This is a genomic window from Streptomyces venezuelae, from assembly GCF_008642355.1.
GTDB classification, from domain to species: Bacteria; Actinomycetota; Actinomycetes; order Streptomycetales; family Streptomycetaceae; genus Streptomyces; species Streptomyces venezuelae_B.
In genome coordinates this window covers 3,590,989-3,604,069 of sequence record NZ_CP029193.1, presented here as the reverse complement: position 1 = coordinate 3,604,069, position 13,081 = coordinate 3,590,989, and the positions used below count along the sequence as shown (strand labels likewise).

At 72.2% G+C, this 13,081-nt stretch carries 11 protein-coding genes and 1 pseudogene; 8 read left to right on the top strand and 4 right to left on the bottom strand.

Annotated features, from left to right (window positions below; all coding sequences use genetic code 11):
• Positions 1-4: 4 nt before the first annotated feature.
• Positions 5-439 (bottom strand): hypothetical protein, encoded by a 435-nt coding sequence (locus DEJ47_RS16600; protein WP_223828385.1) that lies wholly within the window; start codon positions 437-439, stop codon positions 5-7.
• Positions 440-642: 203 nt separating this feature from the next.
• Between DEJ47_RS16600 and DEJ47_RS16595 the strand changes: the two genes are divergently transcribed.
• Positions 643-1,149: an EF-hand domain-containing protein gene (locus tag DEJ47_RS16595; RefSeq protein ID WP_150169149.1), complete on the top strand. Its 507-nt coding sequence runs from the start codon at positions 643-645 to the stop codon at positions 1,147-1,149.
• 12 nt (positions 1,150-1,161) lie between these two features.
• On the opposite strand, the gene DEJ47_RS16590 is transcribed toward DEJ47_RS16595, so the two are convergent.
• Positions 1,162-2,751 carry a class I adenylate-forming enzyme family protein gene (locus tag DEJ47_RS16590; RefSeq protein ID WP_150175685.1) on the bottom strand — a complete coding sequence of 530 codons (1,590 nt, stop codon included), beginning with the start codon at positions 2,749-2,751 and terminating at the stop codon, positions 1,162-1,164.
• Between the two features lie 180 nt (positions 2,752-2,931).
• Between DEJ47_RS16590 and DEJ47_RS16585 the strand changes: the two genes are divergently transcribed.
• The 3 genes and pseudogenes from DEJ47_RS16585 to DEJ47_RS16570 form a co-directional block, all read left to right on the top strand.
• Positions 2,932-4,074 carry an acyl-CoA dehydrogenase family protein gene (locus tag DEJ47_RS16585; RefSeq protein ID WP_150169147.1) on the top strand — a complete coding sequence of 381 codons (1,143 nt, stop codon included), beginning with the start codon at positions 2,932-2,934 and terminating at the stop codon, positions 4,072-4,074.
• Positions 4,075-4,082: 8 nt separating this feature from the next.
• Positions 4,083-4,922: an acyl-CoA dehydrogenase family protein gene (locus DEJ47_RS16580; RefSeq protein WP_150169145.1), complete on the top strand. Its 840-nt coding sequence runs from the start codon at positions 4,083-4,085 to the stop codon at positions 4,920-4,922.
• 442 nt (positions 4,923-5,364) lie between these two features.
• A pseudogene (locus tag DEJ47_RS16570) lies at positions 5,365-5,790 on the top strand (ATP-binding protein); the annotation flags it as partial.
• Between the two features lie 568 nt (positions 5,791-6,358).
• Here the strand turns inward: DEJ47_RS16570 and DEJ47_RS16565 are convergent.
• Complete coding sequence (locus DEJ47_RS16565) at positions 6,359-7,318, bottom strand: cyclase family protein (RefSeq protein WP_150169143.1); 960 nt, start codon at positions 7,316-7,318, stop codon at positions 6,359-6,361.
• Positions 7,319-7,407: 89 nt separating this feature from the next.
• Between DEJ47_RS16565 and DEJ47_RS16560 the strand changes: the two genes are divergently transcribed.
• From DEJ47_RS16560 to DEJ47_RS16545, 4 genes are all read left to right on the top strand, one after another.
• Positions 7,408-8,319: an SDR family NAD(P)-dependent oxidoreductase gene (locus DEJ47_RS16560; RefSeq protein ID WP_150169141.1), complete on the top strand. Its 912-nt coding sequence runs from the start codon at positions 7,408-7,410 to the stop codon at positions 8,317-8,319.
• A 44-nt stretch (positions 8,320-8,363) separates the two neighbouring features.
• Entirely contained in the window at positions 8,364-9,686 is a 1,323-nt protein-coding gene (locus DEJ47_RS16555; protein ID WP_150169139.1) for an acyl-CoA dehydrogenase family protein, read from the top strand.
• 10 nt (positions 9,687-9,696) lie between these two features.
• Positions 9,697-10,746, top strand: a complete 1,050-nt coding sequence (locus tag DEJ47_RS16550) for an alcohol dehydrogenase catalytic domain-containing protein (protein WP_150169137.1) — start codon at positions 9,697-9,699, stop codon at positions 10,744-10,746.
• A gap of 102 nt (positions 10,747-10,848) precedes the next feature.
• Positions 10,849-12,084 carry an MFS transporter gene (locus DEJ47_RS16545; RefSeq protein WP_150169136.1) on the top strand — a complete coding sequence of 412 codons (1,236 nt, stop codon included), beginning with the start codon at positions 10,849-10,851 and terminating at the stop codon, positions 12,082-12,084.
• On the opposite strand, the gene DEJ47_RS16540 is transcribed toward DEJ47_RS16545, so the two are convergent.
• The gene (locus DEJ47_RS16540) at positions 12,028-13,014 is read right to left on the bottom strand and encodes a GlxA family transcriptional regulator (protein ID WP_150169134.1); all 987 of its coding nucleotides are present in this window, start codon (positions 13,012-13,014) and stop codon (positions 12,028-12,030) included. The two genes, DEJ47_RS16545 and DEJ47_RS16540, sit on opposite strands and share 57 nt — an antisense overlap.
• Between the last annotated feature and the right edge of the window lie 67 nt (positions 13,015-13,081).

Sequence of the window (13,081 nt, the reverse complement as noted above, 5' to 3'; positions counted from 1 at the left end):
AGCCCTAGGCCACGTCCTGCTTGGCCGTCGCCACGAAGGAGTTGATGGCCTCGCGCGAGACGCGGCGCCGCTCGGCCAGCGCGTCCCGGTCGTCCGCCCGGTGCACGTCGGCCACGTGGTCGAGCGTCTCCCACGCCAGTCGCACCAGCTCCTCGTCATGGGTGAGCAACTGCACGCGGAACAGCGCCTCCTGCGCGTCGGACCTCATCTCGTACGAACGGAAGCGCAACTCCTCGGTCTCCTCCTGCCGGTTCTCCGCCCTGCTGAACCAGCGGTCGACCAGGATCCGCCGGTAGTTGACCAATGCCCCGGCATACGCGCAGTACGCATCTATGCGTTCCTGTCGCAGTTTCTCCCCGCGCGTGAACCGTTCCGTCCGCTCGATCGCCCTCCTCTGAAAGGAGTGGGTGAGCCCCGCGCCCAGGAGAGTTCCGAGCACCGCTATGACACTTGCCGCGACCGCTTCCACGCAGCACAGTGCAGCACATCACACCCATGGAACACCCCTGTCCCGGAATTCCCGCGGTCTTGACACAAGCTCCGTTTTCCCACCTCGCGGCGGCCGGCAGCACGTACGCTCGCAGCTGGGGAAACAGCCCCTGAACACGTACCCAACCGCGGAAGTGAGGCGGCCCGAAGATCATGGACAGTGCCGAGTACGAGCGTAGGATCGCGGCCCGGTTCGCCACCTTCGACCAGGACGGCAACGGCTACATCTCCCGTGAGGACTTCAGTACGGCGGCTGCCGCCCTGTGCGCGGAGTTCGGCGCCACGGCGCGGTCCGAGAAGGGACAGGCCCTCTACATCGGGGCCGAGGCGTTCTGGCAGGGCATGGCGGGGATCGCGGACCGTGACGGCGACCAGCGGATCACCCGCGACGAGTTCGTGGGCGGCGCGGTGAAGCGGCTGCGCGACAACCCCGAGCGGTTCGCGGAGATCGCGCGGCCGTTCCTGCACGCCGCGATCGACGTGGCCGGCGCGGACGCCACGGTGGCGCCGGTCGACGCCGGGCGCGCGCTGAAGGCGCTGGGCGTGCCCGAGGACGTCGCGTCCGCGGTGGCCGCCGCTCTGGACGCGGACGGCGACGGCCGTGTCTCGGAGCAGGAGGTCGTGACGGCCTTCGCGCAGTACTTCACGGTTCCCGAGTAGCGGCGCGGTACTTCACCGTTCCCGCGGAGCGGAAGGCGCGGAGAAGCGTTCGCGCAGCTTGTACTTGAGGACCTTGCGCAGGGTCTCGTTGCGGGGAAGCGCCTCGACCACCTCCAGCTGTTCCGGCAGCTTGTAGGGGGAGAGGCCTTCCCCGCGCAGGTACGAGGTGATGGCGTCCAGGGACAATCCGCCGGTGCCCGCGCGCTGTTCGACGACCGCGCAGACGCGTTCCCCCCGTTCGGCGTCGGGCAGGCCGATCACGGCCGCCTCGCCGACCGCCGGGTGCTGGTGGAGCAGGTCCTCGATCTCCTTGGCGGAGATGTTCTCCCCCTTGCGGATGATGATGTCCTTCGCCCGCCCGGTGAGGACCAGATGGCCGGTCCTTCTCAGGTGGCCGAGGTCCCCGGTGATCAGGAACCCGTCGGCGTCGAAGGCGTCCGCGCTCTGCGCCGGGTCCAGATAGCCCTGACACACGGCTTCCCCGCGCAGCCGCACCTCGCCGTCCGTGCCGGGCGGCAGCTCGTTGCCGTCCGCGTCCGTGATGCGGATCTCCATGCCATCGGGAGGCAGCCCCTCCGTCGTCGCGAGGTTCTCCGCCGTGTCGTCGGGGGCGCCCATGGTGATCATCGGCACCTCCGTCATGCCGTACCCGTGCGTGAGCCGGCAGCCCATCTCACGCACCACGGCGTGGTAGACCTCCGGCGGCTTCGGCGCACCGCCGCCCGCGAGGAGACGCAGCGTGGGGCTGACCTTCTGTCCCGCGGGAAGTCGGCGCTGCTCGGTGAGGAACATCGAGTAGAACGCCGTCGAGCCGCCCGCCACGGTCACGCCGTGCCGCCGGTAGCCGTCGAGCGACGCGGGCAGCGCGAAGTGCTCGAACATGACGGCCGGGAAGCCGTAGAGGAGCAGCATCACGGTGTAGTCGGGGCCCGCGATGTGGGCGAAGGGGAACGCCATCGAGCCGACGTCCGACTCCGTGAGGTGCAGGGCGTGGGCCAGGCACGAGCCGCCGGCGATCAGTGAACGGTCGGTGTGCAGGACGCCCTTGGGGTCGGACGTGGTGCCCGAGGTCCAGTAGATCCAGCGCACCGCCGTGCCGTCGGAGGGCGGCGGGGGCAGCACGGCGGGGTCGGCCTCGGGCAGCGACGCGTACGCCTCGAAGACGTTGATGCCGTTGTCGCCCTCCGCGCAGAGCCTGCGGGCCATCTCCGTGTGGTCGAAACCGCGCCAGAGGCCCGGCACGGCGAAGAACTCCGCTTTGGACTCCCGGAGCGCGTATCCGACTTCGCGGTCCCGCAGGAAGGGGATCAGGGGCGACTGGACGGCGCCCAGGCGCGCGAGCGCGAAGGAGAGCAGGGCGGTCTCGATGCGGGTGGGCAGCTGCCAGGCGACGACCGTGCCGGGCCGTACGCCCCTCTCGTACAGCCCGGCGGCGACCCGCTCGGCGCGGTCCCGCAGCTCGCCGAAGGTGAGCGTGCGGTCGCCGGAGGGCTCGGCGGCGGCCTGCACGAGGACGGGCCTGTCAGGGGTGAGGTCGGCGCGGCGGTCGATGAGTTCCCAGAGGGTGCGGGACTCGCCCAGCGCGTACGCGGTCTCGTTCACCGAGGTCCTCATGCGATCCCCTCCCGGGCCCACGTCACCGACCTGACGTACCGTCAGTTCGTGCCCGAGAGAGTAGGCCCCGGCGCCTTGTCGGTCCAGGGGTGCGCGGCTAGCCTGCGACCTGACGCGGCATCAGATATGCCGTCAGCCGCGGCACCCGAGGCCGGAGGGACGTACCGCGTGGACCTCACGTACACCGACGAGGAGGAAGCCTTCCGGGCCGGGCTGCGCGACTGGCTCTCGCTCGTGCTGCCCAAGCTCCCCGCCAGGCCCTCCCCCCAGGACTGGCCGGGACGGCGCGCCTACGACACCGCGTGGCAGCGCCTCCTGTACGACGCGGGCTACGGAGAGGTCCACTGGGACGCCTCCCCGACGCAGCGCCTCATCTTCCTGGAGGAGACGGAGAAGGCGGGCGCCCCCTACGTAGGGGCCAATTTCGTGGGCCTGCTCCACGCGGGCCCGACCATCGCCTCCGAGGGCACACCGGAACAGCGGGACCGCTGGCTGCCGCCCGTCCTGCGCGGCGACGAGGTGTGGTGCCAGGGCTTCAGCGAGCCCGACGCCGGGTCCGACCTCGCGTCACTGCGCACGCGCGCGTGGCGGGACGGCGACCACTACGTGGTGAACGGCTCCAAGATCTGGACCTCCCACGCGGAGGTCGCCGACTGGTGCGAGCTCCTGGTCCGTACGACACCGGTCAGCGAGGACGTGCCGAAGCACCGGGGCATCACCTGGCTCGCGATGCCGATGGACGCCCCCGGCGTCACCGTGCGTCCGCTGCGCACGCTCGCCGGGTCCACGGAGTTCGCCGAGGTGTTCCTCGACGACGTGCGCGTCCCCGTCGCGAACCGGGTCGGCGCGGAGAACGACGGGTGGCGCGTGACGATGGTGACCCTGTCGTACGAGCGGGGCACCGCGTTCGTGGGAGAGGTGGTGGCCTGCCGGCGCGTCCTCGGCGAGCTGGCCCGCGAGGCCCGCGCGAACGGCCGCTGGGGCGATCCGGCGCTGCGGCGCAGGCTCGGGCGGCTGCACGCCGAGTTCTCGGCGCTGTGGCGGCTCACGCAGTGGAACGTGAGCGAGGCGCAGCGCACCGGCGGCGTCCCCGGCGTGGGCGGCTCCGTCTTCAAGCTGCGCTACTCGCACGCGCGGCAGGAGCTGTACGACGCCGCCGCCGAGGTGCTCGGCGCGGGCGCCCTCGACCTCGCCCACGCGTGGACGCTCGAGCGCCTCTCCTCGCTCTCCTACACGATCGCCGCGGGCACCTCGCAGATCCAGCAGAACATCGTGGCCGAGCGCATCCTCGGCCTCCCGAAGGGCCGGTGAAGGTCCGTATGGATTTCCAACTCAACGACGACCAGCAGGCGTTGCGGGCCGGAATGCGGCAGCTCCTGGAGGGGCGGTTCTCGCTGCGGGACGCCACGGACCGGATCGACCGCGCTCTCTGGCGCGAGCTCGGGGGCGCGGGTCTCTTCGCCCTCGCCCTGCCGGAGGCGGAGGGCGGGGTCGGACTGGGGTTGCCGGAGGCCGTGTTGGTCTTCGAGGAGGCGGGGCGGGTCCTGTTGCCGGGGCCCGCCGTGGCGACGTTCCTGGCGGCGGGCGTCGTGCCGGGCGCCGCGACGGGGGAGACGGTGGTGACCGCCGTCGACGGCACGCTGGTGCCGTGGCTGGAGGAGGCGGACGTGGTCCAGGGCGACACCGCCGGAGCCGTCCCTCTCCGTTCCGTCGACCCGCTGACGCCGCTGCACCGCGTCCCCGACGCGGGCAGCCTCGACCGCGGCGCGCTCCTCTACGCCGCGGAACAGCTCGGCAGCGCCGCGCGCACCTGCGAGACGGCCGTCCAATACGCACGGCGACGCGAACAGTTCGGGCGGCCGATCGGTGCCTTCCAGGCGGTGCAGCACCTCTGCGCACAGATGCTCGTACGCGCCGAGCTCGCCCGCAGCGCCGTGTACGCGGCGGCCGTCACCGGGGACCGCCTTGACGCGTCCGCCGCCAAGCTGCTGGCCGACGACGCGGCCGTCCGCAACGCGCGGGACTGCCTCCAGGTGCACGGCGGCATGGGATTCACCTGGGAGTCGGACGTCCACCTGCACCTCAAGCGGGCCTGGGTGCGGGCCGAGCTCGGCCGGTCGGCGCGGGCCGCGGAGGAGGAGCTCGCCGAGGCGCTCTGAGAAATTGGTCTGTCCGATATCTGGCGATTTGCCCGCTGTTCCGTCTCCCTGACGCCACGCGCACGGGGACTACTCAGCGTCGATATCGGGTTGTGTCCTACGCGTGACTCGTCACGGCGCGGAGTCGGTGTCCGGCTCGGGTACCTTGTGTGAGATGCGAGTGGTCCTGAGGCCGAACCATGCCGGTGTTGCCCATGTGGTGGCGCCGGATCCGGCGATGCGCACCGCTCGCAGCGCAGGGCGGGGCTCCGCCGCCGCCTGTTCGACCCCCCGCGGTGCGCGTCGCACAGTATGCAGTACGCGTACTCCTTCGCGCTGGAATATGCCCGAAGCGCTTGTTGGGGTGACTGAACGTCAATCATGCTGTCTCCCAAGGGGATCACGTTCGGTGACCCTGTGGAGTCGCGAGGCGATGTGTCCGCCGGTTCGGATGGTGTGAGCGGTGCAGGTGCTTCAAGTTCAGCTGGAGGTCGGGGCCGACCCCGCGGAGGTGGGGCGGGCCAGACGATGGGCGCGGTCCCGGCTCGCCGGCTCCGGGATAGAGGCCGATGAACCGGTCGCCGAGACGCTGATCCTGCTGATCTCGGAACTCGTCACCAATGCCGTTGTGCACACCGGCTGTCCGGCCGTGCTGCGCATGCTGCTCCCGCGCGTCCTCGCCGACGCCCCCGGGACGGTCAGGGTCGAGGTGGCCGACCGGAGCTCCCGTCCGCCCGCCCAGCGGCACGCGGACGGCGACGACACCAACGGCCGCGGCCTGGAGCTGGTCGACGGCCTCGCCGACCGCTGGGGCTGGCAGCCCGAAGGTGCGGGCAAGAGCATCTGGTGCGAGGTCGACCGGTGCGAGCCCGGCGTCGCGGCGGCGGAGTTCGAGGGCACGACCCACGACGGCCGGTCGTGCGACGCGCACTCCTACGACGTGCAGCCTTACGACGTGCGGCCCCACGACGCGGCCTGCACTCCGTCGGTGCACGGACGTCTGGCACACGGGCCGATGGCCTGCGACGTGACGACACCCCTCGGGGTGACCGCGTGCGACGGCGCCGCGTACGAGAGGGCGGTCCGCAGCCGGGTGGCCTTCGGTGACCTGGACATCGCCTACGAAGCGGTGTGACAACGGCGGTGATCCCGGCGCGGGCCCCTGAGAGCCCGCGTGCGCCGTCCCGTGCTGCTGTGCGCGCTCCCGTGCGCTGGTGGGGCAAAAGGGACGTAGTTCATTAATCCCCGACACGGTGTTGACGTGCCGTGTCCGATTGATCACGCTTGTGTGCAGCGATTCGCCGTGAGGGGACGTCGAGGGCCGGCAGCCGCAGTGCCGCGGGTCCTTGGCGCAATGTGAGTCGTCTTCAAAGCCGGTCGGCGGCGTGCGCGGTGGCGTACCGGGGGCGACATCCGACGCGCCGCCTTCCGCGGTCCCGTGGTTCCGCGGGGGAACATCAGAGGATCGCGACCGGCGCCACCGGAGTGCCCGTTCCGCCGGTGAACGGCTCCGGCATCGCGCACAGCAGGAACGCGTGCCGGGAAACTTCTGCACAGGCTGTGGACAAGTTTTCCAGATCCCAGTTCTGGCCCTGGATCATCCCCATCTCGACGAGGTGGAGCGCGTGCACGGGCAGCCACAGGTTCTCGATCTCCGGGGGGAAGATCTCGAAGGTCAGGGTGTCGTTCGCGACCGCTGCGACGTCCCGCGCGTGGAACCACTCGGGCGTACGGACCGAGAGGCCGGGGGACGGGTACCCGTACGCGTGTTTGTCGCCCGCGAGATAGACCTGCATCTGTCCCGTGCGGACGAGCACGATGTCGCCCGTGCGGACCTCGACACGCCCGAACTCCGCCGCCTCGTCCAGGTCTTCGGGCGTGACGGCGTGATCGCCCGGCAGCCGGTCGACCCCTTTGGCGCGTGCCACGTCCAGCAGGACGCCCCGTGAGACGACGTGCCGGGCCTTGTCGATGCCGCTGAAGCGTGCGCCCGCGTGGGCGGTGATGCTGTCCGCGGGCCGGCCGTTGTAGATCTTTCCCGAGTGCGACGCGTGCGTGAGGGCGTCCCAGTGGGTCGCTGTCTGCAGCCCCATCGTCACCGCGTCGTCGCTGGTGGCGACCGTGCCGGGCCCGAACAGCTCCTGGTTGATCTGCACCATGGTGTGCAGGGGGTTCACGCGCCCGGGGATCAGGCCGGTCTGCACGCCGTCCTCCTTGAGCGGCAGCGCGAGCGGGACACGGCGGCCGGTGCGGACCTCGGCGGACGCGGCGCGCGCGACGTCGTCGGTGATGAGGTTGAGGGTCCCGATCTCGTCGTCGGCACCCCAACGCCCCCAGTTGTTCACGCGCTTGGCGATGTCGTGGAACTCGGGAGGGAGGGCCGGGGGCGAGGCGTCGGCGTCTGGAGGGACTGGCATGGTCTGGGTCCTCCGCGGGGGTTGTCTTCCGGTGTCTGACGGGTCATAAAATCTAACGGTCCGTCAGAAACCTCGGGAAGGGGCCGGACGTGGGGAACTTCTTGGCAGGCAAGGTGGTCGCCGTGACCGGCGCCGGACGCGGCATCGGCAGGGCCGTCGCCCTCGCCGCGGCGGCCGAGGGGGCGAAGGTCGTCGTCAACGACTACGGCGTCTCCATGGAGGGCGCCGAGCCGGCCAGCGAGATAGCGGACGCCGTCGTCAAGGAGATCCAGGCCGCGGGCGGCGAGGCCGTCGCCGTCGCGGACGACATCTCGACCATGGCGGGCGGACAGCGCGTCGTCGACGTCGCGCTCGCCGAGTACGGACGGGTGGACGGAGTGGTGTGCGTCGCCGGGATCCTGCGCGAGCGGATGCTGTTCAACATGTCCGAGGAGGAGTGGGACCCGGTGGTCGCCACGCACCTCAAGGGCACGTTCACGGTGTTCCGCGCGGCGTCCGCGGTGATGCGCAAGCAGGGCTCCGGCACGTTGATCGGCTTCACCAGCGGCAACCACCAGGGCTCGGTCGCGCAGGCCAACTACAGCGCGGCGAAGGGCGGGATCATCTCGCTGGTGCGGAGCGCGGCGCTGGGGCTGCACAAGTACGGGGTGACCGCGAACGCGGTGGCGCCCGTCGCCCGTACGCGCATGTCGGCGAACGTCCCGATGGAGCTCAAGGAGATCGGCGAGCCCGAGGACGTCGCCGCGCTCGTCACGTACCTGCTGAGCGACCGCGCGCGCGACGAGAAGATCACCGGCCAGGTCTACACGATCGCGGGCCCCAAGATCGCGGTCTGGGCGCAGCCGCGCGAGCTGCGTGCGGGGTACGCGGAGGGGGCCTGGACCCCCGAGAAGATCGCGGACTTCCTGCCCGGGACGGTCGGCACCGACCCGATGCCGCTCCTCGCGCAGCTGGAGGCGATGGCGAAGGCGGCGGCGGGGAAGGAGCGGCCGAACGCGTAGGGAGGGTGGACTGGTCCGGGGCGGCGGGAGGGTGGTGGGGGCTGATGGAGTTCGGGTTCGGGGACGAGGACGAGGCGTTCCGTGCGGAGGCGCGGGCGTGGCTCGCGGAGCACCTCACCGGGGAGTTCACCGCGGCGGTGGGGCGGGGCGGGCCGGGGAGCGAGCACGAGGGGGGTGCGCTGCGGCGGGCGTGGGAACGGGAGTTGGGGCGCGGGGGGTGGATCGGGCTCGGCTGGGACACGGGGACGGACTCGGGTGCGGGCGCCGGTGAGGGTGCGGGCACGGGGCCGGGCGTGTACGGGAACCGGCGGGCCACGCTGACCCAGCAGGTGGTCTGGGCCGAGGAGTACGCGCGCGTGCGGGCACCCGGGCGGTACGGGCACATCGGCGAGAACCTGCTCGCGCCGACGCTCCTCGCGTACGGGAGCCGGGAACAGCGGGACGAGTTCCTGCCGCCGATCGCGCGGGGCGAGACGCTGTGGTGCCAGGGATACAGCGAGCCCGGTGCCGGGTCCGACCTGGCGGGCGTGCGGACGCGGGCGGAGCGGGACGGGGCGGGCGACTTCCGGGTGACGGGGCAGAAGATCTGGACGTCGCTGGCGCAGGAGGCGGACTGGTGCTTCGTGCTGGCGCGGACGGGCGGTGACGGGAGTGGGCGGGGCAGCGAAAGCGGAAACGGGGCGCGGCCTCACGAAGGGCTGTCGTTCCTGCTCGTGCCCATGGACCAGCCGGGGCGGATCGACGTCCGGCCCATCCGGCAGCTGACCGGGACGAGTGAGTTCAACGAGGTCTTCTTCGACGGCGCACGCGCGCGTGCGGCCCATGTGGTGGGCGGCGTCGGCAACGGGTGGCGGGTCGCCATGGGGCTCCTCGGCTTCGAGCGGGGCGTGTCCACGCTGGTGCAGCAGATCGGCTTCGCGGAGGAGCTGGCGGCGGTCGTACGGGAGGCCGTGGCCGGCGGGGCGGTCGACGATCCGGTGGTGCGGGACCGGCTGGTGCGGCAGTGGGCGGAGCTGCGGGTGATGCGGTGGAACGCGTTGCGGACGCTGGGGAGTGCGGGTTCGGGGGCGGACGGGGGCGGGGCCGCCGGTTCCGGGACCGGGGTCGGCTCGCCCAGTGTGGCCAAGTTGCTGTGGGGGCGGTGGCACCAGCGGCTCGGTGAGCTGGGGATGGCGGTGCGGGGGCCGTCGGCGGCGGTGGGCCCGCAGGACTGGTGCGCGGACGCGCCCTACGAACTCGACCCTCTGCAGCGGCTGTTCCTGTTCAGCCGCGCCGACACCGTCTACGGCGGCTCGGACGAGGTGCAGCGGAACATCATCGCCGAGCGGGTGCTCGGTCTGCCGAGAGAGGCCAGGGGGCCTCGGTGAGGGGTGCGGGATGAGGGGCGTTGTCTTCGACGGGGCGCGGGCCGAGGTCGTCGACGACCTGGAGATACGGGCTCCGGGGCCGGGCGAGGTGCTGGTCGCGGTGGCGGCGGCGGGGCTGTGCCACAGCGACCTGTCGGTGATCGACGGGACCATTCCGTTTCCGCCGCCGGTGGTGCTCGGACACGAGGGCGCGGGGGTCGTCGAGGCGGTGGGGGCGGGGGTGGTGCACGTGGCCCCCGGGGACCACGTGGCGCTGTCCACGATCGCGAACTGTGGCGCGTGCGGCGAGTGCCATCGAGGGCGGCCGACCATGTGCCGGAAGGCCATCGGGGCGCCTGATCAGCCGTTCGCGCGGGGCGGCAAGCCGGTGTACCAGTTCGCGGCGAACTCCTCCTTCGCGGAACGCACGATCGTGAAGGGCGTGCAGGCGGTGAAGATCGCCGACGACATTCCGCTGACGTCCGCGGCACTGATCGGGTGCGCCGTGGTGACGGGGGTGGGCGCCGCACTGAACCGCGCGAAGGTCGACCGGGGCGACTCGGTGGTGGTGATCGGTACGGGTGGGATCGGGCTCAACGTGCTGCAAGGGGCGCGGATCGCGGGGGCAGGAGTGATCGTCGCGGTCGACGCGAACCCGGAGAAGGAGGCGGTGGCGCGGCGCTTCGGTGCGACACACTTCTTCGGGTCGACGGAGGGGGCGCGGGAGGTGCTGCCCCACGGAGCGGACCACGCCTTCGAGTGCGTGGGGCGGGTCGAGCTCGTGCGGGAGGCGGTGGACCTCCTGGACCGGCACGGTCAGGCCGTGCTGCTGGGGATGCCGGGGGCGAAGGACGAGGCGTCGTTCGTGGTCGCGTCGATGTTCCTGGACAAGTCGATCCTGGGCTGCCGGTACGGGAGTTCGCGCCCGCAGCGGGACTTTGCGCTGTACGCGGACCTGTACCGGGCGGGTCACCTGCTCCTGGACGAGCTGGTGACGGCGACGTATCCGGTGGAGGACTTCGCGGCGGCGGTTGCGGACGCGGAGGCGGGGAGGGTGGCGCGGGGGGTTCTGACGTTCTGACGCCCCGACGTCCCGACGCTCTGGCGTCCTGGCGTTCGGTGAGGCCAGTTCCCCGCGGATAAATCGGAGGCCCCCCGGCGAGGGGGCCGGTAGGTTCGGGGCGTGGGGTATTCGGCGGTCAGGTCGTGGGGCGTGGTGCGGTGGGGGTTCGTCGCCGTGGGGGCGCGGATGCCCGTCGCGGCTGCGCCGCTCGCGCTCGTGTTCCTCGTACGGGAGCGGCCCGGTGGGTATGTGCTCGGTGCCGCACTCGCCGCCGCGTACGTCGTGGGGGAGATCGTCGGCGCGCCGGTCCTCGGCATGCGGATCCGCGCGGAGCGGGCGCGCGGCGCGATGGCTGTCGGGCTGGGGGTCGGTGGGCTCGCCTTCGCGGGGCTCGGGGTCCTGCACGGCGCCCACCCCCTCGCCCTGGGAGCCTGCGCCTTCGTCGCCGGTGCCGCCCCCGCCGCCGCTCCGGGCGCTCTCCGCGCCCTGCTGACGAGCATCGTGCCGGAGGCGGCCGTCGCCCAGGCGCTGGCTGTCGAGTCGATGCTGACCTTCGCCGTCTGGGCGGTCGCGCCCGCCGCCGTCACGGGGCTCGCCCTCGGGGTCTCCCCGGTGCTCCCCCTGCTCCTGGGCGGCCTGCTGATGACCGCCTCCGTCGCGGGGCTCTGGATGCTGCCCGCGGGCTGGCGCGCGGACGCCGACGACCGGGGCGGCGAGTCCATGGTGCGGATTCTCGCGCGTGCCTGGCCGCTGTTCGTGACGGGCGCGGCGAGCCTGTCGATGCTGGCGCTCGCCGAACTGGTGCTGCCCGCCCTGCTGGAGCAGCGCGGCATCGACGTCGGCTGGGCGGGCCCGCTGCTCGTGGCGCTCGCGGTCGGCTCGGCCGTCGGATCGTTCGTGTACGGGCTGCGGCGCTGGCCGGGACGGCTGCGTACCCAGAGCATGGTGCTGATGTTCGGCGTCTCGGGGTGTCTCGCCCTCGTCGCCCTGCTGCCGGGGGTGGCCTGGCTGTTCGTCGCGCTCGCCGTCGCCGGTGTGTTGCAGGCGGGTGTGATGCTGACCCGGAACCTGTCGCTGCGCGAGGCGCTGCCGCCGAGCGCGCTCGCCGCGGGCTACTCGGTGATGTACGCGGCCGTCGGTGCGGGTTACGCGGCCAGCGGGTCCCTCGCCGGCGGCCTGCTCAGCGTCGTGTCGCCGTCCACGGCGATCCTGTCGGGTGTGGGACTGGGGCTCGTCCTCACGCTGGTGGGGGTGGCGGGGGAAGTGAAGCCCGCCGCGGCGGAGGACGGGGCGGCCGGGTCAGGGGGCCGAGACGTCGCGGAACGTCCGCCGGTAGGCCGTCGGCGTGACTCCTAGCGCGGCCTGAAGGTGCTGCCGCATCGACTGCGCCGTCCCGAACCCGGCGTCCGCCGCGACCTGGTCGACGGAGAGGTCCGTCGATTCGAGCAGGTGCCGTGCCCGCTCCACGCGCTGCTGCGTCAGCCACTGACCGGGACTTACGCCGACCTCCTCACGGAACCGACGCGTGAACGTGCGGACCGACATCGACTCCTGCGCGGCCATGTCGCGCAGCTGAAGCGGCTGGTCGAGCCGCCCGAGCGCCCAGGCGCGTGCCGTGCGCGTGGTCGCCAGCTGCGGCTCGGGCACCGGACGGTGGATGTACTGCGCTTGGCCGCCGTCCCGGTGCGGCGGTACGACGGTACGGCGGGCCACCTCGTTGGCGACGGCGCTGCCGTGGTCGCGGCGTACGACATGGAGGCACAGGTCGATGCCCGCGGCCACGCCCGCCGACGTGAGGATGTCGCCGTCGTCGATGAACAGCACGTCCGCGTCGACCTCGACCCGCGGGAAGAGCCGCTGGAAGTGGTCGGCGGACGACCAGTGCGTGGTGGCGGGGCGGCCGTCCAGGAGCCCGGCGGCGGCCAGGATGTACCCACCCGTGCAGATGGCCATCAGTCGTGTGCCCGGCCTGACGTGGGCGAGGGCGGCCGTCAGTTCGTCCGTGAGGCGGCCCTCCTCGTGCACGGGTCCCAGCTCGTACGACGCCGGGATCACGACCGTGTCCGCCGTGGCCAGCGCCTCGGGCCCGTGCTCGACGACGATCGCGAAGTCGGCGTCCGTGCGGACGGGGCCCGGCGGACGGACCGAGCAGGTCACCACCTCGTACAACCGTCGACCCTCCGGGGTGCGAGCCCCCTTGAAGATCCGTTGCGGGATGCCCAGTTCGAAGGGGATCACGCCGTCCAGGGCGAGGACGACGACGCGGTGGGCGGCTGTCTTGGGCATGGCCCGATCCTAGCGAATGCTGTCTCTCGGGCCACTCGTTCGTACGCGGCCGACTTTCGATCCTTGT

Bases quoted from the DNA above. Each gene is read 5' to 3' on its own strand.
- DEJ47_RS16595 (WP_150169149.1), top strand. From the start codon at position 643: ATGGACAGTGCCGAGTACGAGCGTAGGATCGCGGCCCGGTTCGCCACC.
- DEJ47_RS16580 (WP_150169145.1), top strand. From the start codon at position 4,083: ATGGATTTCCAACTCAACGACGACCAGCAGGCGTTGCGGGCCGGAATG.
- DEJ47_RS16565 (WP_150169143.1), bottom strand. From the start codon at position 7,318: ATGCCAGTCCCTCCAGACGCCGACGCCTCGCCCCCGGCCCTCCCTCCC.
- DEJ47_RS16555 (WP_150169139.1), top strand. From the start codon at position 8,364: ATGGAGTTCGGGTTCGGGGACGAGGACGAGGCGTTCCGTGCGGAGGCG.
- DEJ47_RS16550 (WP_150169137.1), top strand. From the start codon at position 9,697: ATGAGGGGCGTTGTCTTCGACGGGGCGCGGGCCGAGGTCGTCGACGAC.
- DEJ47_RS16540 (WP_150169134.1), bottom strand. From the start codon at position 13,014: ATGCCCAAGACAGCCGCCCACCGCGTCGTCGTCCTCGCCCTGGACGGC.